This window comes from Streptomyces acidicola (assembly GCF_009377235.1).
GTDB lineage: Bacteria > Actinomycetota > Actinomycetes > Streptomycetales > Streptomycetaceae > Streptomyces > Streptomyces acidicola.
This window is the reverse complement of sequence record NZ_VMNX01000046.1, coordinates 1-22,744: the sequence shown is the minus strand read 5'-3', so window position 1 is coordinate 22,744 and position 22,744 is coordinate 1. Positions and strand designations below refer to the sequence as shown.

Here is a 22,744-nt window from a genome sequence, read left to right as displayed (position 1 = left end):
CCACCCGGCGCCGGACCGTCGTACCGAGGACCATCACGTCGGCAGCCGTCCGCCGGGAGGGCACCCCATGTCCCTGATCGCGACCCTCTCCCGGCTGGAGGCCGTCCGCACCGGCCGGGCCCAGCCCGCCGCCACCGTCCGGCACCGGCATCTGTCCGAGCGGCCGCTTGTCCTCGTGCCGCTCATCACCGCCGGTGAGGCCGGGGCCCCGCTCGGTGCGCTCGTCGGCACGGACCGGGACGCGCCCCGGCTGCTCGTCGTACCGCAGCCCCGGGACCGGGACCTGCGTTTCACGTTCCTCGCCGAGCTCGCGGACCTCGTCCTGCCGTACGTGGACGCGTACGGCGACGTCGTGGAGGCGGCCGAGCGCAGCGAGACCGACCCGGAGACCGGCAAGCGCGTCAAGGTCGAGGTCGATCTGTGCGCGAACGCCCCGCAGTTGATCGTGCCGAGCCGCACGGGCATCGACTTCGTACGGCTGCTGGGGCGCGCCATGCGCTTCAGGCGGACCGCCGAGCAGGACCCGGAGGCCCCCCATCCGGCACCGCCGCGGGTGCCGTTGCTCGGGCGGTGGCTCACCCATTTCGGGGAGCGGGCGCGCGTGCCCGGCTCCTCGCTCCTCCTCGCCCTGACCGACCTGCTGGCGCGGCACTGGGCCACCGGGCAGTCCAGCGTCGAGGACCAGCACCTCGGGGCGCTGCTCGCCTGGATCGACCCGCCGGAGGGCGAGTCGGGCGACGCGGCGGCGCGGCGGGCCGAGTTGGCGCGGGACGGCGACGGCCAGTTGCTGTGCCCGCCGGCCGGCCCCGCCACCGACCCGGCGTTCGACAACAAGCTGCTGGCCCCGGCCATCGAGCGCTACGACCGCGCGCGGGCCGCGCTCGCCGCCGCCGAGGACGGCCTGGAGGCGGACGACCGGTTCGGTGACCTCACCGCCGCCGAGCGGGAGATCCGTGCCCTCGTCGAGAGCCGCACCCGCCCCACGTGGGACGCGGTGTGGCGAGGCCTCGACCTGCTGCGCGAGCTGCCCGAGGGCGCCCATGCCACCGACCGGTGGACCCGTGACCGCTGGTCGTTCACCGGCCACCGGGACCGGATCATCGCCGGCGAGCCCCCGCAGCCGCGCCGCGACGACGCGGTCACGGCGGCGAACAAGCTGGCCACGCGCGAGCGCGAACAGGCCCGCCTGGACGCCCAGGAGGCCCTCGACGACCCGCTCGTCATGGCCGGCCGCCGCCTCGCCGGGGAGGCCTTCGCGGGCGAGGTCACGGAGGTGGTGATGGCGTACAGCGAGGGCAAGCGGCCCAGCCCGCGCCCCCTCGTCACGGTCCGCACGGACGACCGGCCGCACCTCGGGGAGCGTACGAAGGTGTACCGCTCGCTCGGCGGAAAACCGCAGGCCGCCGAGTTCGTGGGGTACGACGGGCCCGAGGGCGGCGACCACGGCAACCTCGTCGTGCTGCGGATCGTCGACAAGATGGGCCGCGGCAAGGAGCCGGAGGAGGGGTCGGTGCCGCAGAAGGGCGACCCTGTCTGCTTCACGCTCTTCGAACACGACCAGCGGGGCGGCGCGAAGCTGCCCGACCCGGAGGAGACGCCGTGGACGCACGGCGGTCCGCCGGGCGAGCCCGATGCCGTACCGCTGCCGGAGCAGCCGGATCCGCCGACCGAGGAGGACACCCTGTGACCGCGCCCGTCAGCTCGGCGTTCAGCCCCGGCGCCGCGGCCACCCGCGCGACCGACGCGATCCTGCGCGACACCCTGCACGGCACGCACCGCGGAGTCGTCGTCGACTCCCCGCCCGGTGCCGGGAAGTCGACCCTGGTCGTCCGGGCCGCGCTCGAACTCGCCTCCGCCGGGCGCCCGTTGATGATCATCGCGCAGACGAACGCCCAGGTCGACGACCTGGTGCTACGGCTGGCGGAGAAGGACGACGAGCTGCCCGTCGGCCGTCTGCACAGCAGCGACACCGACCCGTACGACAAGGCGCTCGACGACCTGCCGAACGTCCGCAAGTCCACCAAGGCGGCTGACCTCGCGGGCCTCGACGTGGTGATCTCGACCGCCGCCAAGTGGGCGCACGTCAAGGGCGTGGAGCCGTGGCGGCACGCGATCGTCGACGAGGCGTACCAGATGCGGTCGGACGCGCTGCTGGCCGTTGCCGGGCTGTTCGAGCGGGCGCTGTTCGTGGGCGACCCGGGGCAGTTGGACCCGTTCGCGATCGTGGGCAGTGAGCAGTGGGCGGGGCTGTCGTACGACCCGTCGGCCTCGGCGGTCACGACACTGCTGGCCCACAACCGCGAGTTGCCGCAGCACCGCCTGCCGGTGTCGTGGCGGCTCCCGGCGTCCGCGGCGCCCCTCGTCTCCGGCGCCTTCTACCCGTACACGCCCTTTCGCAGCGGCACGGATCACGGCGACCGGCAGCTCGCCTTCGCCGTACCGTCCGACGGTTCGGGCCCTGACCGGGTCATCGACGAGGCGGCCGAGGCGGGCTGGGGCCTGCTGGAGCTCCCCGCCCGGCACACGCCCCGCACCGACCCGGAGGCAGTACGGGCGGTCGCGCAGGTCGTACGGCGGTTGCTGGACCGGGGCGGCGCGGCGACCTCCGAGCGGTCGGAGGAGCCCGTGCCGCTGACCGCCGACCGGATCGCCGTCGGCACCGCGCACCGGGACCAGGCCGCGTCGGTGCGGTCCGCACTGGCGGCCCTCGGCGTCACCGACGTGGTCGTGGACACGGCGAACCGGTTGCAGGGGCGCGAGTACGACGTGACGGTGGTCCTGCACCCGCTGTCCGGCCGCCCGGACGCGACGGCGTTCCACCTGGAGACGGGTCGCCTGTGCGTGCTGGCATCCCGGCACCGGCACGCGTGCATCGTGGTTTGCCGGGCGGGGGTCTCGGAGCTCCTGGACGACCACCCGTCGACGGAGCCGGTCCAGCTCGGGGTGACGGTGAAGTTCCCGGACGGCTGGGAGGCGAACCACGCGGTGCTCGCCACTCTGGGGGAGCACCGGGTGGCTTGGCGGCCCTCCGACTAGTGTGTATACACAAGGGTGTGCGGCGCGGGATGGACAGGGAGTCTCATGGCCCGGGCTACGGGTAAGAGTGAAGCGGTCTACGAGCGGCTGAAGGGTGATATCGAGTCGCTGCGGCTGCGACCGGGGGCGAAGCTCGGTGAGATCCAGCTGGGCGAGGAGTTGGGTGCCTCACGGACGCCGGTACGAGAAGCCATCAGGCGGCTGGCCCGGGAAGGGCTGGTCGACTTCGTGCCGGGCGAGGTGGCCCGGGTCGCCCCGATCTCTCTGGGCGGAGTGCGCGCACTGTTCGAGTTCCGGATGCTGCTGGAACCCCGGGCCGCGGCATCGGTCGCCGCGTCGGGCGCCGTCGACGAGCGACTGCTACTCCCCTTCCGTGCGCTCGAAAAGCAGTTGGACGATTTCGATGAGCACTTCCGCACGCGGGACGCCGCCGCACAGGCACGGTCGTACCAGGAGTTCTACGACATCTCCGAGGGTTTCGACCAGGCGGTGATCGGCGCATGCCGCAATCCGTATCTGGCCCGCACGATTCGCGATCTGCGCAGCCAGACGGTACGGCTGCGGCATCTGTCCCACAGCGGGCCTCGCCGCATGCTGACCTCGCTGGAGGAGCACCGCGCGATGCTCAAGGCGATCACGAACGGGGACGTCCAGGCCGCCGACGCGGCATGCCGGCACCATCTGGCGCAGACCCTGCAGGCGCTCATCGAGAGTCTGACCAGCCAGGATCTGGCATTCGGTCCTGACATCCACCTGGACGTCGTGGGCTGAGCCGCGCTTCCGCGTTGCTTCTGCCGGGCTACTTCTACGGGGCTACCTCTACCGAGTCGCTCCTTCCGGGGCGCTCCTTCCGGGGCACTCCTTCCGGGGCACTCCTTCCGGGTCACTCCTTCCGGGTTGCTTGCCGGGTGCTCGGATTCCTCAGCCCGAGCCGTGTTTCTTTTGTATCCCATGATGTATACAGGTACGGATACACTCTGCTGCTCGACGCGAGAGGCTGTCTTATGCCGCACACCGTCGGCGCCGCCGACCTGCTGGGGTTCGTCGCCGCGACCACCGAAGCCCATGGCGTCCCGTCCGCTGACGCCCGCCTGCTCGCGGACACGCTGGTGACCGCGGAGCTGTGGGGGCATCCGTCCCACGGAATGCTGCGCCTGCCCTGGTACCTCAGCCGTATCGAGAGCGGAGCGACCAGTGCCGTCGCCGCCCCCGAGATCGTGACCGACAACGGCGCCGTCCTCGTCGTGGACGGGCGGGACGGCCTGGGCCAGGTGCTCACCGACCGTGCCGTGACCTGGGGTGTGGAGCGCGCCCGCCAGCACGGCATCAGCGCGGTCGCCGTGCGCAACTCCGGTCACTTCGGCACGGCCGCCTACTTCACCCGCAAGGCCGCCGAGCAGGGCTGTGTGGCGCTGCTGGCCACCAACGCCAGTCCCGCGATGGCCCCGTGGGGCGGCCGGGAGAAGCGGATCGGCACCAACCCGTGGTCGATCGCCGCACCGGGCGGCCGCCACGGCACTGTCGTGATGGACATCGCCAACACCGCCGTGGCGCGCGGCAAGATCTACCACGCCCGAGAGCGCGGCGCGCCGATCCCCGAGGGCTGGGCGGCCGACATCGACGGTGTGCCGACCACCGATCCGCGCCGCGCCATCGAGGGTCTGATCCTGCCCATGGCCGGCCACAAGGGCTACGCCATCTCCTTCATGTTCGACGTCCTGGCGGGCGTGCTGACCGGCAGCGCCTTCGGATCGTCCGTCGTCGGCCCCTACCACCCCACCGGCCGCAGCGGCGTGGGGCACCTGCTGATCTGCGTGGACATCCGGTCGATGGCCGACCCGGCCGAGTTCGAGGCGCGGATGGAGGCCCTGATCGAGGAGACCAAGTCCACCCCGGCCGCCCCCGGCACGGCCGAGATCCTCGTCCCCGGCGAGCCGGAGATCCGCACCGCCGAGCGGCTGCGCACCGAGGGCATCACGGTCGTAGACGACACCTGGGCCGCCCTGACGCGCATCGCCGACGCCACCGCCGTACCTCTGCCCGCACCCGCCTCCACGCCCGCACCCACACCCGAGGAGCTCCCCGCATGATCGCGCTGACCGTGTCCCTCCAGGTCGTCCCCGGCTGCCGTGACGACTTCCTGAAGGCCATCGAGGAGAACGCCGCGCGTTCCTTCACCGACGAGCCCGGCTGCCGTTACTTCGACGTCGTCTGTGACCTGTCCGACGACCACCACTTCGTCTTTCACGAGATCTACGACGACGAGGCCGCCGTGGAGGCCCACCGGGCCGCCCCCCACTACAAGGTCTGGCGCGAGGCGGCGGCGAAGTACGTCGTCCCGGGCAGCCAGGTCAACACGCTCTCCCGCCGCCTGTTCCACCACTCCTGACCACTCCTCACCACCCCGTACCGCCCCGCACCGCCCCTGACCACTCCCGAGCACTCCTGACCACCAACGGAGCCGTCCGATGTGCACCAAGCCCGCTGAGCCGAACCTGCTGATCCGCCCCGACGAGGTCGAACGCTTCGACCGCGGTGGAGGCGTCGCCACCATTCCCTACGTGGGCCGGTGGAACTCCGGGACAGCCGTCATCACCACCGGGCAGACCGTCTTCCAGCCCGGTACCGGCCTGCCCCTGCACAGCCACAACGTCGAGGAGTCGGTGCTGATCCTCGAAGGCGAGGCGACCGCGGAGATCGACGGTGAGTTCTTCGACCTGGAGGCCGGCCAGGCGACCTGGGTTCCGGCGGGCATCCCGCACCGGTTCTTCAACCGGAGTGAGGGCGTCATGCGGATCTACTGGGTCTACGGCGGCCGGGACGTCACCCGCACGATCACCGCCACCGGCGAGACCTTCGAGCACCTCTCGGAGCACGACAAGGGAGGGGCGCCCACCGCATGAGCAGCACCATGATCGAGACCGTCAACCCGGCCACCGGCCGGCCGACAGCCGCCTACGAGGCCTGGGACGCCGCGCGGATCGAGGCCGCCGTGGAGCGGGCCCATGCCGCCTCCCTCGCCTGGGCACGGGTGCCGGTCACCGAGCGGGCCGCCCGTGCGGCGCGCCTCGCGGACTCACTGCGCGAGCACGCCGGGCAGCTCGCCGACCTCGCCGTGGCCGAGATGGGCAAGCCCGTCGCCGAAGCGGCGGGAGAGGTGGAGAAGTCCGCGCTGACCGCCGACTACTACGCCCGGCAGGGCCCGGGCCACCTCGCCGACCAGCGCGTCGCCATCGACGGCGCCGAAGCCTGGGTGGCGTACGAGCCGGCCGGACTGCTGCTCGCGGTCATGCCGTGGAACTTCCCCGTCTGGCAGGTCATGCGCTTCGCCGTTCCCGCGCTGGTGGCGGGCAACGGCATCCTGCTCAAGCACGCCTCCAACGTCACCGGCAGCGCCCTTGCCCTACAGGACCTCTTCGCCGAGGCGGGATTCCCCGACAACCTGGTCAGCGCCCTGGTGGTCGCGGATGCGGACGTTCCCGGTGTGACCGCGCGGCTCATCGAGGACGAACGCATCGCCGCCGTCACGCTCACCGGCAGCAACCGCGCCGGTGCGGCCGTCGGGGCGGCGGCCGGACGCGCCGCGAAGAAGTCCGTTCTGGAACTGGGCGGTTCGGACGCGTTCGTGGTCCTCGACGACGCTGACGTCAAGCGAGCCGCGGCTGCCGCGGTCAGGGCCCGGTTCACCAATTCCGGACAGAGCTGTGTGTGCGCGAAGCGGTTCATCGTCGCCGAGCCCGTGGCGGACGCGTTCACCGCCGCGTTCGTGGCCGGCGTGGAAAGCCTGCGTCTCGGTGACCCGCGCGACCCGGACACCCAGGTCGGTCCCCTGGCCCGGGACGACCTGCGTGCGGCGATACAGCGGCAGGTCGAGGAGTCGGTGGCCGCCGGAGCCCGTCTGCTCACCGGGGGCAAGCCGCTGCCGGGCGAGGGTTACTTCCACCAGCCGACCGTGCTCGCCGGCACCGGGCCGGGCATGGCCGCCTTCGACGAGGAGACCTTCGGCCCGCTGGCCGCGATCGCCGTCGCCCGCGACGACGAGGACTGCATACGGCTCGCCAACGCCACCGCCTACGGTCTGGGCCTGAGCGTGTGGACCGCCGACGCGTCCCGGGGCGTCGATGTCGCCCGCCGTATCACCAGTGGCGCCGCGTTCGTCAACGCGATCGTCGCTTCCGACCCGCGCCTGCCCTTCGGGGGTACCAAGCGCAGCGGCTACGGCCGCGAACTGGCCGCCGAAGGCATCCGCGAGTTCACCAACACCCGCACCTACTGGGTCGCGGCCTGACCGTCCGTCCGCACCGTCCGTCCGCACCGTCCTTCCACACCGCCCGTCCGCACCGTCCGTCCACGCCTGCAGTCCTGACCGGACGCGGGGAAGCCCACCTGACGAGGAGCCCACCTGACAAGTGAGTCGGGCGAGGCCGCCGCCGTCCGCCTGTGGCCTGGCCGCTTGATGACAGTGCGCGTGACTGTCGCGTGGCGGGGCAACGGGATTGGATGGAGGGCCCAGTACGGGGGATTCCTTGAAGGACCGGTCCATCCGGCTGTGCGCTGCCCGGGTCCTCGATGTGAGCCGCATGAGGGTCCTCCGGGCGACGAACCGTCGTCCCGAGGACGCGGCGTTGCCCGGGCCGGCTGGTTGAAGGGTGCTGCTCGTGGTGGACCGGTCCGCCCCAGTGCGGGCCCGGCCGTCCTCGGGTCGGCCCGGTCAGATCGGAGAGACCGATGAAACGTGTCAGGGACCACGCAGCTCCGCGCATCGTCCTGGTGGGCGCGACGGGAGCCCTCGGGGCCACCGTCCTTGAGCTGATCGGCGAACTCGGGGTGCGTTACCGGGACATCCAGCTCGTGGCCTCGCCCCGGTCGGCGGGTCGTGCGGCTCCGGTCGGGGGGCGGTCGCAGACGGTCGTGAGCCTGGACGACGCCGACTTCGCGGATGCCGATCTGGTCCTCTTCTGCACCGGCGAGGCGGTCAGCGGCCGCTGGGCTCCCGCGGCAGCGGCCGCGGGAGCGCTGGTCGTCGACAGCTCCGGCGCCTTCCGCACCGACCCGGACACCCCGCTGCTCGTCCCGCCGGTCAACGGCCACCTGATGGAGCGGTACCCGGGCGGCATCGTCGCCGGGGCCGGCGGTCTCACGGTGCCGCTGGTCCTGCTGCTGCACGACATCGAGCGGCGCTGGGGTGTGCGCCAAGTGGTGCTGAGCAGTTATCAGGCGGCTTCGGGCCGGGGCCACCAGGGCGTCGAGGAACTCCTCGAAGGCAGCGAACTGGCGCTGAGGGACCCGGACGCCGAGCTGCCCACCGACTGTTTCCGTCCCGCGCAGGCCTTCAACGTGGTCCCCGCCGTGGGGTCGTTGCTGGAGAACGGGTCCAGCACCGAGGAACAGCACCTCGTGCAGGAAACCCGCCGGATCCTCGACCTACCGCATCTGAACGTCGCCGCGACCTGCGTCCGGGTGCCGGTGGTGCAAGGGCACTCGGCGGCGGTGTACATCGAGGCGGGGGGCCCGGTGGTGCGCCGGGACCTGGTCGAACTGCTGGCCTCACTGCCCCGGGTCGTGGTGCACGACAGTGAACCCCCGAGTGGCCCTCCGACGCCGCTGACCGCCGGTGACCCGGACCTCATCCACGTGGGACGGATCCGGGTCACCCCGCACAATCCGCGCGGCTTCTGGCTGTGGCTGGTCTTCGACAACCTGCGTGTGGCCGCGCTCAATCTCCTCCAGATCGCCCAGACCGCGCAGGCCCGTCCGCCGCGGGCCCGAACCCGCCTGGGTGAGTCGGCACACCGCTGAAGGGCATACGGGACGCCGGGCCGCTCCATGTGGACGAGGCGGAGGCGGCCCGGCGCGGAAGGACGAATTCCTGTTGGACCGGCTCAACCCGGCATCACGGCATCACGGCATCACGGAAACTCGTTCCCGGGGAGATTCGGCTGCACCAGATCCCACTTGTCGTCGGCGACCGTAACGAGGGTCCGATCCGCGTCGGACGATACGGCAGCGACCGCCGAGCTCGCGGAACCAATGATTCCGCCAGCGAGAAGGAAGACCGCCATACGACGACGGAACAGAACGCGCCGGTTATTCGCCATCACGCCTCCACCATTCGATTAATTCGACAGCACGGCACCGCGGTTTCCGGGCTCCTTCGAAGCCTGTCAGTCGAAATGATCCGGTTCGAGGCTCAAGCGGTGTCCTATGATGGCGCGGCCACAAGTGGATAGCGGAGACGTCAAGTGGAGTGATCCCTTTGGAGAGCCAACCCCTGTTAGACGACCTGGCGGTTGACGCCTACCGATCCGCGTTGCGAACCGGTGTCTTCGTCGACGACGAAGTCGCCGCCGATCTGGGTGTGGAGCCCGCGCGGGTCACCGAGGCCCGCAAGACCCTGCAGGATCTACGACTGCTCAGCGCGTCCGGCGACGACGGTCCCGTGGTGCCCCTCGACCCGGAGGTCGTGGAGGCCGAGCTGGTGACTCCGCTGGAGATGTCCATCGCTCGTCAGCGGCACCGGATGGCGGAAATCCACCAGCAGTTGCACTCACTTGCGGGACTCTACCGCTCAGTCGAGCGTTCGCATTCCCGGGATGAACCGATTCGCGCTCTGGAGAACGCCGGGGATGTGCGGCGCGAGATCGATCTGGCGAGACACCGCTGCTCCGAGGAGCGGTTGAGTCTTCAACCGGGTGGAGGCCGGTCGGCGGAACTCCTGCAACAGGACGTCGTACAGACGCAGGAAATGCTGCGGCGCGGTGTCCGTATCCGGACGCTTTATCAGCACACGGCCCGGGCGAGTCTCACGACCCGGACCTATGTCCGGCAAATCTGCGCGGACGGCGCGGAGGTCCGTACCGCGGAGGAACTTTCCGAACGGCTCATCATCTACGACCGCAGAATTGCCTTTGTCCCCATGGAACGGAAGGGCAGTGAACCGCCCGGGGCGGCGGTGGTCACCGACCCGACGCTGGTGGCGTACCTGTGCCGCTCCTTCGAGGCCGCGTGGCAGGTCGGCCGGCCCTTCGGGAACAGCCCCGAGTCCGATGACAGCCAGCAGGTGAGCGCGGTTCTCCGGTCGTCGATCCTGCGGCTGATGTCCATGGGGCTCAAGGACGAGGTGATCGCCCGCCGCCTCGGCATGGCGACCCGCACCTGCCGCCGTTACATCTCCGCGCTCATGGACGAACTCGGCGCCACCAGCCGCTTCCAGGCCGGGGTGATCATCGGCCGCCGGGAGGCATCGGCCGGGGCCAGGGGCCCGGAGCATCCGGAAGGAGACTCCGCCGACTGTACGGCCTGAGTACCGGTGGCTCCGGCGTACCGCACGAGCAACGAGCATCACCCTGACCAGGAGGGGTCTCACCCGCCCCGATGTCCACAACTGGCCACGCCAGCACAGGACGTCGGTGACGCCTCGTATCCGCCCTGCCTCCCATGCGACCTTGTCGGCACCGGCTGACGACATCGATGTCGCATGGGAGAGAACGATGAGAACGATGACAGACCTCATCAGCCTCGAAGAGGCCGAGGAACTGGACGTCGACCAAGTACACGAGCTCTACCGCACGTACATCAACAAGAGCCAGGTCCGGCTGATGACCTCCTTCGGCTTCGGCCGGGAGCTCGTCGACCACGCCGAGGGCGCCTACGTCCACACCCGCGACGGCCGCAGGATCCTGGACTTCACCGGCGGGGTGGGCGTCCTCAACCACGGCCACAACCACCCGCGCATCCTGGCGGCCCGGCAACGCTTCCAGGAGCGGCGGCGCATGGAGGTGCACAAGACCTACTTCTCGCCCTATCTGGCGGCCCTCGGCCACAACCTGTCGGCGGTGCTGCCGGGCGACCTGACCCGTTCGTTCCTGCCCAACTCCGGCGCCGAGGCCGTCGAGGGCGCGGTGAAACTGGCGTACAAGTACCACGGCGGACGGCGGCGGCAGATCCTGCGCGCAGACATCAGCTTCCACGGCAAACTGCTGGGCTCCGGCGGACTCACCGGCGGCGCGCAGAACCACTTCGACTTCCCCACTATCCCCGGCATCCGCACCTTCGCCTACGACGACCTGGACTCGGTGCGCCGGACGCTGGCCGAGGCCCGCGACGCGAACGGACGCAGCGATGTGTACGCGCTGCTCGTCGAGCCGTTCAGCGCGTCCACGATGCGCTGGTGCTCGGAGGACTTCCTGCGCGGGCTGCGCGAGTTGTGCACGGCCGAGGACATCGTGCTGATCTTCGACGAGATCTACACCGGCTGGGGCAAGACCGGCAGCATGTTCCACTTCACCCGGTACGAGGGCCTGGTGCCGGACGTGGTGACCACGTCGAAGTCCTTCGGCGGCGGCAAGTCCTCCGTCTCGGCCTATGTGGCACGGGAGCCGGTCTTCCGCAGGGCGTACGACAACATGACGGACGCCATGATGCAGAGCACGAGTACGACGTACTACGGGTTCGGCGAGGAGACGGCCACGGCCATCGAGGCCATCAACGTGGCGGTCGAGGACGACTACCCGGCGCGGGCGCGCGCCATCGAGGCGGTGCTGCGGCCGGGCCTGGAGCGCATCCGCAAGACGTATCCGGACCTGATCGCGGACGTGTGCGGTTCCGGCGCGCTGTTCGGGGTCTTCCTGTCCGGCGGGCCCAAGGTGCTGGACCTCATCGGCAAGCTGCCGGCCGGCGGTCCGGCCAAGGACCCGCTGATCCGCACCAAGATCATCACGGCGGCGGTCATCGACACGCTGTACCGCAAGCACGACATCTACTCGTACTACACGCTCAACGGCCGCAGTCCGCTGGTGGTGAGCCCGCCGCTGGTGGCGGGGCCGGAGGAGGTCGAGCGGTTCCTCGACGCCCTGGACGCCACGCTCGCGGAGGGCATGGGCCGGCTGGTGGGCCGCTTCGTGCGGGAGCGGGTGAGCTCGCTGTGGTGACGAACCCTCAGGAATATGGGCCGGCCGACCCGAAGTGGTCCTCGCTGCCCGGCCGTGTCGCCGTCACCGGTGCCGCCGGAGTGCTCGGCGCCCATCTGGTGGAGCGGCTGTTGCGGGAGGGCAAGGAGGTCCGCGCCTTCGACCGGCGTCCGGTGCCGGCGGCGCCCGGCCTCGTGTCGTTCACCGGTGACATACGGGACCGGCGGGCGGTCGCCGAGGTGCTGGACGGTGCCGACGCCCTGGTCCACTGCGCCTCGGCGCTGCCCAGTTATCCCACGGCCGACATCCGCTCGATCGTCGTCGAGGGCACGACGACCGTGCTGGAGGCGGCCCGCGCCATGGCGGTCCCGCGGGTGGTGCACATCTCCTCGACGGCCGTGTACGGGTTGCCGCGGCTGGTCCCCACGCCGGAGGACTTCCCGCACTCGCCCGTGGACCCCTACAGCTCGGCGAAGGCCGAGGCGGAGACGGTCGCGGAGCGGTTCCGGGCGGCGGGGATGTGCCTGCCGGTGCTGCGGCCCAAGACCTTCCTGGGCCCCGGCCGGATGGGGCTGTTCGACATGCTGTTCCAGTGGGCCGAGGAGGGCCGGCACTTCCCGGTCCTGGGCAAGGGTGACGTCCGTATCCAGATGCTGGCGCTCGAGGACCTGGTGGACGCCGTGCTGACCGTGCTGCGCGCCCCGGACGAGGTGGCCTGCGACACGTACAACATCGGCGCTGCCGAGTTCGGCACCCTGCGCGAGGACTTCCAGGCGGTGCTGGACGCGGCGGGGCACGGCAGGCGGGTGGTGTCGGTGCCGGGCCGGCCCGCGGTGGCGGTGCTGCGGGCGCTGGAGCGGACCCGGCTGTCGCCGGTGTACGGGCGGCTGTTGTCCAAGCTGCTGGCCGACTCGTACGTCTCGGTCGACAAGGCCGGGGAGCGGCTCGGCTTCCGCCCGCGGTGGTCGAACCGGGACGCCATCCTCCGTACGTACGACTGGTGGCGCGAGCAGCGGGCGACGGCCGCGTCCGGGGCGGCGGGTACGGCGGGCGCTTCCGGCGGGCCGACCAGCCGGGACCCCTGGCGTCAGGGGGTCCTGGGAATGGTCAAGGTGCTCTTCTGACATGTCCACAACTAACGAAGGGGTGGCTGCCGCGCACCCCCGGGAGCCGACGTCCGCCCTCGGTCCCGAACCGTCCGCCCTCTCCGACACCGACACCGGCGCCGGTACCGACACCGGCACCGGCACCCGGCCGCGAACCCGCTGGTGCACGGGGACCCGGCTGCTCGTCGGCGCCACGGCCGCCTGGGCGGTGCTGCTCGTCCTGCACGTGCTGCTGGCCGGGCGGTGGTGGCCCTGGCTCGTGGCGGAGGCGGTGCCGCCGCTGACGCTGGTGGCGGTGCCGCTGCTGCTCCTCGCGGTCACCCCGCTCGCCCGGCCCGTGCGCCGGTGGCTGTCCGCGGTCCTGGTCGTCCTGCTGCTGGCCGGGGCGTATCTGGCGGACCTCGGCCCGGCCTGGGGCGAGGGCACCGACAGCGCCCGGGGCACCACCGTCAAGGTCTTCGCCTGGTCCACGGACTACTGGCGGATGACCGACGACACGGACGACTTCTACGCCTTCCTGCGACGCCAGAACGCCGATGTGTACCTGTTGCAGGAGTACCTGTACTGGGAGGGCGACCAGCCGGTCCGGATCGACGACACGGCCCGGCTGCGCCGGGAGTTCCCGGGCTACAGCCTGTCCGTGGAGGGCGAGTTGCTGACCCTCTCCCGGCTGCCCGTGGTCGCCGAGCACCACCGGAGCGTGTCCGGCGGCGGCACGGACTGGTACTGGAAGGGCTCCAAGACCCAGCGCACCGACCTCCGGGTCGACGGGCGCACCGTCTCGTTCTACAACGTGCACCTCCCGGTGCCCTTCCGTGTCGGGGACAACCCGCTCACCGGCCGCTTCCGCGGCTTCCTGCGCGACCAGTACGACCGCCGGGAGCGGGAGTTGCGCGCCCTGCGCACGGACCTGGCGGACAACCCCCATCCGTCCGTGGTGGCCGGCGACTTCAACTCCCCCTGGATGGGCCGGCTGCTCCGCCTCGGCGCGGGCTCCCAGGCGCACCGCCCCGAAGGCTCGCTGCTGCCCGCCCTCTCCTGGCCCGTCTCCGACTATCCCCTGCCGCGGCTGTGGCGACTGGACTGGCTCCTCACCACCGGCGACCTGGCCGTACCCGCCTACCGCTTCCACGGCGGCGAGGCCTTCTCGGACCACGTGGCGCAGGAGATCCGCGTCACCGTCCCGGACGACGCCTCCTGAATCCTCGGGCCTCCTGACACCTCGGCTTCCCGAACAGAGCCGAAGCGCACCCCGAGCCGCCCCGAAACACACCCAACCCGCTCCGAAGCACACCCCAACCCGCTCCGAAACGCACCCCACCCCGTCCCGAAGCTCACCCCGAACCGATCCCAAGCGCACCCTCTGACACCCCTGAGGAGGAACCCCACCGTGAGGGTACCCAGCAGATTCGATGTGACGGTGATGCTCGACTACTACGCCCCGTACGTCAGCGGGCTCACCGAGGCGGCCCGGATGACCGCGGAGGGCCTGGCCGCCCGAGGCTGGAAGGTGGCCGTCGCCTGCGCCCAGCACGACCCGGCGCTGCCCCGCCACGAGGTCATCAACGGCGTCCATGTCTTCCGGGCACCGGTGCTCACCCGCATCAGCCGCGGCTTCGTCGCCCCCGCCCTGCCGCTGCTCGTCCGGCGTCTCGCGGCGCGCTCCGACATCCTGCACATGCACCTGCCCAACCCGGAGGCCGCCTTCGTCGCCGCGCTCAAGGGCAGCGCCCGGCTCGTGGTGACGTACCACATCGACGTGTTCCTGCCCGACAGCCCCGTGAACCGCTTCGGCATGCGGGCCGTAGACCAGGTCTGCAAGTCCGCCGTCCGCAAGGCGGACCTGGTCATCACCAACAGCGAGGACCAGGCGCGCGGTTCGCGGATCTGGCCCACGATCCGCAGCCGCACGCTGGCCCCCATCCCCTCCCCGTGCGTGGACCGCAGCGGCGGCGCTCCCCGGCTGCGCGACGGGGACGGGCTGCACATCGGATTCATGGGGCGGATCGCCGTCGACAAGGGCATCGAGTACCTCATACGGGCCTTCCGCTCCCTCGACGACCCGCGCGCCCGGCTGCTGATCGCCGGGGACTACACGACCGTCGCGGGCGGCAGCAACATCGCCCAGCTGCGCCAGGAGGCCGGTGACGACCCGCGGATCCGGTTCACGGGTCTGCTGCGCGGCGAGGCGGTACGGGACTTCTACGCCTCGATCGACGTCTTCGCGCTGCCCTCGGTCTCGGAGTCCTTCGGCATCGTCCAGGTCGAGGCGATGATGGCGGGCGTTCCGCCCGTGTCCACGAACCTGTCCGGCTCCCGCTATCCGGTGGAGGCCACGGGATTCGGACGGCTGGTCCCGCCCCGCGACCCGGCGGCGCTGCGCGAGGCGGTCCTGGAGCTGGCCGAACTGCCCGCCGAGGACCGCGAGGCGGGCCGGGAGGCGGCGACGAAGCTCTTCGGCGGCGAGGCCTTCCTCGACGCGCACGAAGAGGCGTTCCGCAAGCTCCTGCCGGGGGTGCGGTCATGACGGGCCCGAGCGGCACGGACACCGTGGACGAGCAGAGCGTCCCGGGCGCGACGACAACGGCCCAGGACCCGGCCCGCACCGCGAGCGGGTCCCCCGCCCCGGTCACCGAGCCCGCGGTGCCCCGGCGTTCGCGGCTGCCGGCGGGGCTGGTGCTGCTGCGGCCCCGCCAGTGGGTGAAGAACGTGTTCGTCCTGATCGCCCCGCTGGCCGTGGACCCGGCGGCCGTGTTCCGTCGCCCGGGGGCGATGCTGGCCACCCTGGTGGCGTTCACGGCCGCGTCCGCCGCGGTGTACGTCCTCAACGACTGGCTGGACCGGGAGCGGGACCGACTGCACCCGGTCAAGCGCCACCGGCCGCTGGCCTCCGGGCGAGTGGGCCCCCTCGGCGCCCTGCTGCTGGGCGCGGCCTGTCTCGCGGCGCTGGCCGGCACCGGGGCGCTGCTGCCCCCGTCGGCGCGGGCGGCCATCGCCGGGTACGCGGTGCTGAACCTCGCGTACTGCCTGGCGCTGAAGCACTACCCGCTCGTCGACGTCAGCCTGGTGGCGGCCGGCTTCGTCCTGCGGGCCGTCGCGGGCTGCGTGGCGGTGGCGGCCCCCTTCAACCCCGCGCTCGTCATCAGCATCTACTGCACGTGCCTGCTGCTGTCGCTCGGCAAACGGCGGCACGAACTGGTCACCGCCGAGCTGCGAGGACAGGCCGTCGCCGGACGGCCCGCCCTCTCCGGGTACTCGGTACCGCTGCTCGACCAGCTCATGGCCGTACTCGTGGCCGCCACCCTGATCAGCTACGAGCTGTTCGCCCTGTCCGCCCCCCAGCCGCACGCGGCCGTACTGGCCGTCGTCACCGTGCCCTTCGCCATCTTCGCCGCCTGCCGCTACGTGCAGCTGGTGGCGGTACGGCGCAGCGGCGGGGAGCCGGGCCGGGACGTGCTCACGGACGTCCCGCTCGTGATCAACGCCGTGCTGTGGCTGGCCTGCCTGGCCATCGGCCGTTTCGTGTGAGGTGCCCCCATGACCCCGGAGAACCTCATGAACCCAGAGAACCCCATGAACTCAGAGAACCCGATGAGCCCGAGGACCTCCATGAACCCGGGGACCTCCATGAGCCCGAGGCGAGCCCCCACCGTCTCCGTCATCATTCCCAACCACAACTACGCGCGGACCCTGCGCCACTGCCTCCAGGCCGTGGTGGAGCAGACCTACCCGCACATCGAGATCGTCGTCGTCGACGACGGCAGCACCGACGAATCCCCGCAGATCGCCGGGGAGTTCCCGGTCCGGCTGGTGCGCACCGCCAACGGCGGGGTCTCCGCCGCCCGCAACACCGGGGTGCGGCACAGCACCGGGGACATCCTGTTCTTCCTCGACTCCGACATCGCGCTGCGCCCCGACGCGGTCCGGATCGCCGTGGACGTCCTGGAGGCCGACCCCGGCGTCGGCTTCGTCTGCGGCATCTACGACTCCGTACCGCTCATCGACGACGGCCCGGTCGAGCGCTACAAGGTGCTCCACGGCCACTACTGGCGGCGGCGCACCGCCGGGAGCGTCAAGGCGGCGTACTTCTCGATCGGTGCGATGCCGCGCAGCGCGTACCACAGGGCGGGCCCGCTGGACGAGTCGCTGCGCGACACCGAGGACGTGGAGTACGGCGCCCGGCTCGCGGCCGTCTCGACCGTGCTGCTCGATCCGCGGATCGTGGGGCGCCACGATGACGACGACCGGCTCGGCACGCTGCTGCGCAAGCAGTACCGCCGCTCGGTGCCCCTGGTGGCCCTCTTCACCGACCGCGGCCGTGACCGCCCGCAACTGTCGGACACCGCGTACCGGCCGACGGCTGTGGCGGGCACTTCCCTGGCCCTGGCCGGGCTCGTGGCCCTGCCGTTGTGGCCGGTGGCGGGCGCCGCCGCCGTGGTCGCGGGGCTCGGCGCCTTCGCCGTCGAGGAGCGGAAACTGCTGCGCTTCCTGGGCTCGGCCGCGGGTCCGCGCGCACTGCCCCTGATGGCCGGCCTGCACGCCCTGGTGACCGCCGCCACCGGGGTGGCCGCCTTGGAGGGTGCCGCCCGCTGGGCGCTCTCACCGGCCTTCCGGCACCGCTACCGGGGGGCGCCGAGGCCCGTCGGGAGTACGGCCTCGCCCGGGACCACCGGTCATGCCTGAGCGCACGGCTGGAAGTGCCGTGCGGAAGCTGCGGGCCGTCGCGCGTCGGCGGTGGGTGCGCGCGACGGTCACGGTGCTGGTGCTGGCGCTGTGCTCCGGCTTCCTCCTGCGGTCGTTCGCGCGGGACCGGGCCGCCACGGGCGCGGCCCTGGGAGAGCTGGGGCCGCTGCTCCCGCTGGCCCTGATCCCCGCGGTGGCCGGGCTGTGGCTGACCGCGCTGTCCTGGCGGGAACCCTTGCAGGCCCTGGCGGTGCCGATGTCCCGCGCGTCGGCGGTACGGATCTTCGCGGCGGGCCAACTGGGCAAGTACGTCCCCGGCGTGATGTGGTCGATCGTGCTCCAGACCCGCCTCGCGGCGGCCTCCGGCATCACGGTCCTCCACTTCACCGCGGCCTTCGGCGTCTACGCCGCGGTGTCGCTGTCCACCGGTGCCGCGCTGGGGCTGCCCGCCCTGGCGCGGTACGCCCACGGCGACGGGACCGCGGTCCTCGCCGCCGCCCTGGCCCCGCCGGCGCTGCTTCTCCTGCCGCGGCTGCTGACGGCCACGGTCCGGCTGCTCACGGCGGTACCGGCCCTGGCCCGCAGGCTCGCCCCGGTCCCGTACGCGGCGCTCCGGCGCTCTGTGTGGCTGTGCGCGCTGTCCTGGGTGGTGACCGGCGTGCATCTGTGGCTGTTCGCCGTCGCGCTGGGCGCGGATCCGCTCGACGCGCTGCTGCCCTGCCTGGCCGGGTTCGCGGTGGCGACCTCGCTGGCCAGCGTGGTGGTCGTCGTACCGGACGGGCTCGGGGTGCGGGAGGCGCTGCTCGCCGTGTCCCTGGCCTCGGTGCTGCCCGCGCCCGAGGCGGCCGTCGCCGCGGCGGCGAGCCGCCTGGTGCTCGCCGCGGCGGACGTTCTGGCCTTCGGGTACGGCTCCGTCGCGGCGCGCGGGGCCAACCCGGCTCCCGATCCCTCTCCCCTGTCCCCCGCCAAGCCCGATACCCAATACACCAGCTGACACCGGATGACAGGGGGTGACAGGGGGTGACAGGGGGCGACAGCTGGAATGACACCCCTGCAACCTCCGACCAGGAAAGGACAGCGCATGCTGACGACGGCCTACGGGGACTCGGTCATGGACCGGCTCCGTACCACTGGAGTCGCTCTCGGCACCATGTACTTCGGTACCACCGTCGACGAGTCGACCTCCCGGGCACTCCTCGACCGTTTCGCCGAGCGCGGCGGCCGACTGCTCGACACGGCCAACTGCTACGCCTTCTGGGCCCCCGACGGCACCGGCGAGGAGTCGGAGCTGGTCATCGGGCGCTGGCTGGCCGCGACCGGCGCCCGCGACGAGATGCTCATCGCCACCAAGGTGGGCTGCCTGCCCGACCCGCTGGACGGGCCCTTCCCCGAGTCCGCCGAGGGGCTGCGTCCCGAGGTCGTCCTCAAGCAGTTCGAACGCAGCACGGAACGGCTGGGCTGCCCTTCGGTCGACCTGTACCTCACCCACGCCGACGATCCCGCGACTCCGCTCGCCGACACCCTGGGAGCCCTCTCGGAGCTGGTGGCCTCCGGCCGGGTGGGCGTCGTCGGCGCGAGCAACCCGGACGCGGCCCGGCTGCACGAGGCGGCCCGGCTGGCCTCCGCCGACGAGGCGACCGCGGCCCCCCGCGTCGTACAGGTGCGGCACTCCTACCTGTGGCCGGACCCGGCGGCCGACATCCGGCCACAGCTTCCGCTGGACCATGCCCTGGTCGCGTACGCCACCGAGCACGGTGCCGTGCTCCAGGGATACTCGCCGCTCCTCCAGGGCGCGCTGACCCGTACCGACCGGGAACTGAGCCCGGAGTACCGGAGCGCCGAGAACGAGCGACGGCTGAGCCGGCTGCGGGAGCTGGCCGAGCGCCTGGGGGTGACGGCCAACCAGCTGTCGCTCGCATGGATGGCGAGCGGCCGGGTGCCCGTCATGCCGGTGCTGGGCGTGAGCAGTGTGGCCCAGCTCGACGAGGCCCTGGACGGGCTCGCGCTGGAACTGCCGGAGGAGGTGCGCACCCAACTCGACGAACTGGCTCCACTGGGGGAACTCTGAATCGAGAGTGCCGCCGACGAAGCCGACCTGTAGAGGGGCCACTGGGGCCCCAAAAACGATACCGAGCCACAGCACACGCAGAATTCACATACAGAATTCACCGGCTTCTCCGTGAGAAACACCACAGAGAGCGATATCCGAGGAAACAGAGAGGCGACGGGAAGGGGACGGGCAGGGGTAATCCATTTGCGGGCGCGGGCGGGAGGCCTGCCCCGTCCCCTCTTGCGCGGCCGGGGGAGAATGGACGGTGGCCCAACCTCAAGAGGGCCACCGGACGTGTACGAGGAGGAGAAGACATGGCGGAGCCCACGCCGCGTCGGAACGAACCGCGGCTACGCCCCGCGCCCCTGCTCTTCGAGCCCACGGAAGCGGCCACCGACCCGGAGCACTTCTTCGATCTGGAGTCGATCGACGACCCGCGGGCGCTGCTGGCCCGCGCGACGGACCTGGCGCACGCGTTCCGCGCGGCGGCCGACCGGGCCGTGGAGTTCCAGGCCATCGCGGCGGCCCAGCTCGCCGACCCGCGCCGCTTCGACCGGCTGACACCGGCGGACATCGCCGAGCGGGCCGAGTGGACCGAGGACTACGCGAAGAAGATGGTCGACTTCGGCCGGGACCTGATGCGGGGGCTGGACGGGCAGGGCCCCGAGGCGCTGTGAGCGGGAGGGTGTGAGCCGGCGTCGTCGGCTCACGGCACCCTCGGTGCCCGCGACCGAAACCACAACCGAAGCGAACCACGACCTGCGGCCACCGCGCTGGCATATGCCGGGCGGGAAGATACCCCACTCGCGCACCTCCCGTCCCGATTTCCGGCAACCGCCCGGAATCGGGCACTCACCGCCGGTACATCTGGACGGCATGAGCGAGCACCCGCATCCGCAGAATCGTTCGGTGAGCGCGCACCCCCACCATCAGGTCGACGCTCCGGACGGCACCGCCTCGGACGTCACCCCGGAAGGGGCTGCCTGGCTTGCCTCGGCAGGAACGTATCCGCGCAGCGCGCTCTCGCTGTGGGAGGAACGGCCCGCCGCACCGGTCGTCCTGCCCTGCGGCACGGTCTTCCACATCGTCAGCGTGCCCGCGCTCTTCGGGCGGCGGATGCTGGACCGGCTGTGGGAGGAGGGCCCCGGCTCGGGACCCGTGGCGACGTACCGCGGACGCATGCTCCTGTTCGCCGCACCCGGCACCGCCCAGCGCCTGCCCTCGCTCATGGCGTGGGAGGAGTGGGGCTCGCCCGGCAGGACCGGTGCCGTACCGCCGCTGCTGTGCCACGGCACCGGTGACGCGGTGACCGTCCCTGCCCTGCGCCCCGCGGCCGAGAGCACCACCGCCGACCGGCTCGCGAGCCGCTGGCTCGTCGCCCCCGACACCCGCACACCGTGGCTTCCCGGGCCCGAGGTCCTGCTGTGGGCGGCCGTCCGGGCGGCCCGTTCCGCGGTCTCCGCGGCCGTGCGGATATCGATTTTTCCTCCCGCCGACCAGGGTGCTAAGGTCTAGCACGTCAGCAGGCGCCGCTAGCTCAGTTGGTTAGAGCAGCTGACTCTTAATCAGCGGGTCCGGGGTTCGAGTCCCTGGCGGCGCACGATGTCGATGGCGAGGCATGTTCGCGGAAAGCGCGAACCTGTCTCGTCATCGTCGTTTTTGCGCGGCTTCGCCGCGTGTGTGTGGGGGGGGCTTCGCCACCCACACCCCCATCCCCGGAGGCGGGGGAGCCGTGGGATGTCGAGTTCGCCCCGGGGCTTGACCTGGATCCGGCGGAGTGGCCCTGGGACACAAGGTCCCTCTAGGGACCCTGGTCCAGGATCGTGATCCGTACCGTCCAGGCGCCTGTGGGGGTGCGGCCGTCGACCTGTACCCGTACGTTCTCGCCCGGCACCGTGAAGCTCTCCCCAACCGCGACCGGGGCGTCCGCGAGCGGAGGGTAGACCGACTCGTTGCCGCAGGACTCGGTGAGGGGGTGGGCGTCGACCACCTCGACGGGGCCTCCGCCGGACTCGGTGCCGCTGCGGATGCGGTAGACGAGGATGCCCTGGCTGCAGACGGAGCCGTCGTTGCCCACCGGACCACGCGCCTCGAAGCCGAGGGCGCTGTCCCGCCCGGTCCGCACCACCGCCAGCTTCGTACCGCGCCCGGAGCCGAAGGCGACCGGGTGCTCCGCCTCGACGACCCGGTCGCCGACCCCGAACGCCCTCGTCCCCAGTGCCTGCCCGTCGGCGGCACCGGGCTCCGGCCCGGCTGCCCCGGCCGTCGCGGCCTCGTCCGGCGCCGGACCCGCCGACAGCGGCTCCAGCGTCAGGCGGGTCACCCCCGAGCCTCGTACGCAGGCCACCTGGTGCGGTTCCAGCCAGCCGAGTTTCCACTTGTGCCAGCCGAAGAGGTCCGGGGCGAGGCCGAACTGGCTGCCCATGAGGTCCCAGTCGCCGACGTATGTGTCCCAGTCGCCCTTGCCGTCGGTGGGGCGGTGGTAGAGGTCGGGCAGGTCGAAGACGTGGCCGGTCTCGTGGGCGAGGACGAGACGGTCCGGGGGATGGTTCTCGAAGACGGTGACGACACGGCGGATCAGCGTGCCGTCGGCCTCCAGCGGCGTGTCGAGGTTGACGACCTTCGTCGCGTCCGAGTCGACGCCCGGGGCGTCCGGGTCGGCCACGAAGTACACGATGTCGTAGGCCGAGAAGTCGACCCGGTCGTCGGCCGCGCGCAGGGCGTCGCGCAGGTAGGCGGTCCGGTGTGCGGCGTCCCAGTCACGCTCTATGGCGTAGGCGGTGGACGGTCGCGGCATCTGGATCCAGTCGTTCCGCGGGTGCGGCCGCAGCGTGAACCTGCCGTACGAGGCACGCTCGAAGAAGCGGCTGGTGGCCGGGAAGTGGTCGGCGGCCAGTTCGGCCGGGGTGGTCATCGGGGCGGAGTCCGGGAAGGACAGGAAGACCAGCAGGGCGTCGAGG

Annotated in this window: 20 protein-coding genes and 1 tRNA gene; 20 read left to right on the top strand and 1 reads right to left on the bottom strand. The window is 71.8% G+C overall.

Translation table 11 applies throughout. The features are described from left to right. The first annotated feature begins 67 nt into the window (after window positions 1-67). The 20 genes from FPZ41_RS15160 (at window position 68) to FPZ41_RS15065 (ending at window position 21,384) form a co-directional block, all read left to right on the top strand. Entirely contained in the window at window positions 68-1,687 is a 1,620-nt protein-coding gene (locus FPZ41_RS15160) for a hypothetical protein (RefSeq protein WP_152862900.1), read from the top strand. Next, window positions 1,684-3,036: an AAA domain-containing protein gene (locus tag FPZ41_RS15155; protein ID WP_322620255.1), complete on the top strand. Its 1,353-nt coding sequence runs from the start codon at window positions 1,684-1,686 to the stop codon at window positions 3,034-3,036. The genes FPZ41_RS15160 and FPZ41_RS15155 overlap by 4 nt, the downstream gene beginning before the upstream one ends. A gap of 45 nt (window positions 3,037-3,081) precedes the next feature. Then, window positions 3,082-3,807: a GntR family transcriptional regulator gene (locus tag FPZ41_RS15150; protein ID WP_152862899.1), complete on the top strand. Its 726-nt coding sequence runs from the start codon at window positions 3,082-3,084 to the stop codon at window positions 3,805-3,807. Window positions 3,808-4,040: 233 nt separating this feature from the next. Beyond that, on the top strand, window positions 4,041-5,126 hold the full coding sequence (locus FPZ41_RS15145; protein ID WP_152862898.1) for an Ldh family oxidoreductase: 1,086 nt from the start codon (window positions 4,041-4,043) through the stop codon (window positions 5,124-5,126). Then, a complete protein-coding gene (locus tag FPZ41_RS15140; protein ID WP_152862897.1) occupies window positions 5,123-5,425 on the top strand; it encodes a putative quinol monooxygenase in 303 nt (100 codons plus the stop codon). Before FPZ41_RS15145 ends, FPZ41_RS15140 begins: the two co-directional genes overlap by 4 nt. A gap of 79 nt (window positions 5,426-5,504) precedes the next feature. Further along, window positions 5,505-5,939 carry a cupin domain-containing protein gene (locus tag FPZ41_RS15135; RefSeq protein ID WP_152862896.1) on the top strand — a complete coding sequence of 145 codons (435 nt, stop codon included), beginning with the start codon at window positions 5,505-5,507 and terminating at the stop codon, window positions 5,937-5,939. Further along, the gene (locus tag FPZ41_RS15130; RefSeq protein WP_152862895.1) at window positions 5,936-7,324 is read left to right on the top strand and encodes an aldehyde dehydrogenase family protein; all 1,389 of its coding nucleotides are present in this window, start codon (window positions 5,936-5,938) and stop codon (window positions 7,322-7,324) included. The genes FPZ41_RS15135 and FPZ41_RS15130 overlap by 4 nt, the downstream gene beginning before the upstream one ends. A gap of 440 nt (window positions 7,325-7,764) precedes the next feature. Beyond that, window positions 7,765-8,835, top strand: a complete 1,071-nt coding sequence (locus FPZ41_RS15125; RefSeq protein WP_152862894.1) for an aspartate-semialdehyde dehydrogenase — start codon at window positions 7,765-7,767, stop codon at window positions 8,833-8,835. 511 nt (window positions 8,836-9,346) lie between these two features. Next, on the top strand, window positions 9,347-10,339 hold the full coding sequence (locus FPZ41_RS15120) for a LuxR C-terminal-related transcriptional regulator (RefSeq protein WP_152862893.1): 993 nt from the start codon (window positions 9,347-9,349) through the stop codon (window positions 10,337-10,339). Between the two features lie 196 nt (window positions 10,340-10,535). Next, on the top strand, window positions 10,536-11,966 hold the full coding sequence (locus tag FPZ41_RS15115) for an aspartate aminotransferase family protein (RefSeq protein WP_152862892.1): 1,431 nt from the start codon (window positions 10,536-10,538) through the stop codon (window positions 11,964-11,966). Beyond that, window positions 11,963-13,069 (top strand): NAD-dependent epimerase/dehydratase family protein, encoded by a 1,107-nt coding sequence (locus tag FPZ41_RS15110; protein WP_322620254.1) that lies wholly within the window; start codon window positions 11,963-11,965, stop codon window positions 13,067-13,069. Before FPZ41_RS15115 ends, FPZ41_RS15110 begins: the two co-directional genes overlap by 4 nt. A 1-nt stretch (window position 13,070) precedes the next feature. Next, window positions 13,071-14,252: an endonuclease/exonuclease/phosphatase family protein gene (locus FPZ41_RS15105; RefSeq protein ID WP_152862891.1), complete on the top strand. Its 1,182-nt coding sequence runs from the start codon at window positions 13,071-13,073 to the stop codon at window positions 14,250-14,252. A gap of 189 nt (window positions 14,253-14,441) precedes the next feature. Continuing rightward, a complete protein-coding gene (locus FPZ41_RS15100) occupies window positions 14,442-15,578 on the top strand; it encodes a glycosyltransferase family 4 protein (protein ID WP_322620253.1) in 1,137 nt (378 codons plus the stop codon). Next, complete coding sequence (locus tag FPZ41_RS15095) at window positions 15,575-16,579, top strand: UbiA prenyltransferase family protein (protein WP_152862890.1); 1,005 nt, start codon at window positions 15,575-15,577, stop codon at window positions 16,577-16,579. Before FPZ41_RS15100 ends, FPZ41_RS15095 begins: the two co-directional genes overlap by 4 nt. A 99-nt stretch (window positions 16,580-16,678) precedes the next feature. Continuing rightward, window positions 16,679-17,734, top strand: a complete 1,056-nt coding sequence (locus FPZ41_RS15090; protein WP_152862889.1) for a glycosyltransferase family 2 protein — start codon at window positions 16,679-16,681, stop codon at window positions 17,732-17,734. After that, the gene (locus FPZ41_RS15085; protein ID WP_152862888.1) at window positions 17,727-18,728 is read left to right on the top strand and encodes a lysylphosphatidylglycerol synthase domain-containing protein; all 1,002 of its coding nucleotides are present in this window, start codon (window positions 17,727-17,729) and stop codon (window positions 18,726-18,728) included. The genes FPZ41_RS15090 and FPZ41_RS15085 overlap by 8 nt, the downstream gene beginning before the upstream one ends. 87 nt (window positions 18,729-18,815) lie before the next feature. Next, a complete protein-coding gene (locus tag FPZ41_RS15080; protein WP_228022743.1) occupies window positions 18,816-19,802 on the top strand; it encodes an aldo/keto reductase in 987 nt (328 codons plus the stop codon). A gap of 296 nt (window positions 19,803-20,098) precedes the next feature. Beyond that, a complete protein-coding gene (locus tag FPZ41_RS15075) occupies window positions 20,099-20,461 on the top strand; it encodes a hypothetical protein (RefSeq protein WP_134035671.1) in 363 nt (120 codons plus the stop codon). A gap of 199 nt (window positions 20,462-20,660) precedes the next feature. Next, on the top strand, window positions 20,661-21,299 hold the full coding sequence (locus tag FPZ41_RS15070; protein WP_152862887.1) for a bifunctional DNA primase/polymerase: 639 nt from the start codon (window positions 20,661-20,663) through the stop codon (window positions 21,297-21,299). 11 nt (window positions 21,300-21,310) lie between these two features. Further along, window positions 21,311-21,384: transfer RNA gene (locus FPZ41_RS15065), tRNA-Lys, on the top strand. A 201-nt stretch (window positions 21,385-21,585) separates the two neighbouring features. Here the strand turns inward: FPZ41_RS15065 and FPZ41_RS15060 are convergent. Beyond that, window positions 21,586-22,744 (bottom strand): M6 family metalloprotease domain-containing protein (locus FPZ41_RS15060; RefSeq protein ID WP_152862886.1); only part of this gene is annotated, 1,159 nt, incomplete at its 5' end.

Bases quoted from the DNA above. Each gene is read 5' to 3' on its own strand.
- FPZ41_RS15115 (WP_152862892.1), top strand. From the start codon at position 10,536: ATGACAGACCTCATCAGCCTCGAAGAGGCCGAGGAACTGGACGTCGAC.
- FPZ41_RS15070 (WP_152862887.1), top strand. From the start codon at position 20,661: ATGAGCGAGCACCCGCATCCGCAGAATCGTTCGGTGAGCGCGCACCCC.
- FPZ41_RS15080 (WP_228022743.1), top strand. From the start codon at position 18,816: ATGCTGACGACGGCCTACGGGGACTCGGTCATGGACCGGCTCCGTACC.
- FPZ41_RS15075 (WP_134035671.1), top strand. From the start codon at position 20,099: ATGGCGGAGCCCACGCCGCGTCGGAACGAACCGCGGCTACGCCCCGCG.
- FPZ41_RS15130 (WP_152862895.1), top strand. From the start codon at position 5,936: ATGAGCAGCACCATGATCGAGACCGTCAACCCGGCCACCGGCCGGCCG.
- FPZ41_RS15105 (WP_152862891.1), top strand. From the start codon at position 13,071: ATGTCCACAACTAACGAAGGGGTGGCTGCCGCGCACCCCCGGGAGCCG.
- FPZ41_RS15135 (WP_152862896.1), top strand. From the start codon at position 5,505: ATGTGCACCAAGCCCGCTGAGCCGAACCTGCTGATCCGCCCCGACGAG.
- FPZ41_RS15125 (WP_152862894.1), top strand. From the start codon at position 7,765: ATGAAACGTGTCAGGGACCACGCAGCTCCGCGCATCGTCCTGGTGGGC.
- FPZ41_RS15090 (WP_152862889.1), top strand. From the start codon at position 16,679: ATGAGCCCGAGGCGAGCCCCCACCGTCTCCGTCATCATTCCCAACCAC.
- FPZ41_RS15145 (WP_152862898.1), top strand. From the start codon at position 4,041: ATGCCGCACACCGTCGGCGCCGCCGACCTGCTGGGGTTCGTCGCCGCG.
- FPZ41_RS15140 (WP_152862897.1), top strand. From the start codon at position 5,123: ATGATCGCGCTGACCGTGTCCCTCCAGGTCGTCCCCGGCTGCCGTGAC.
- FPZ41_RS15160 (WP_152862900.1), top strand. From the start codon at position 68: ATGTCCCTGATCGCGACCCTCTCCCGGCTGGAGGCCGTCCGCACCGGC.
- FPZ41_RS15095 (WP_152862890.1), top strand. From the start codon at position 15,575: ATGACGGGCCCGAGCGGCACGGACACCGTGGACGAGCAGAGCGTCCCG.
- FPZ41_RS15085 (WP_152862888.1), top strand. From the start codon at position 17,727: ATGCCTGAGCGCACGGCTGGAAGTGCCGTGCGGAAGCTGCGGGCCGTC.
- FPZ41_RS15150 (WP_152862899.1), top strand. From the start codon at position 3,082: ATGGCCCGGGCTACGGGTAAGAGTGAAGCGGTCTACGAGCGGCTGAAG.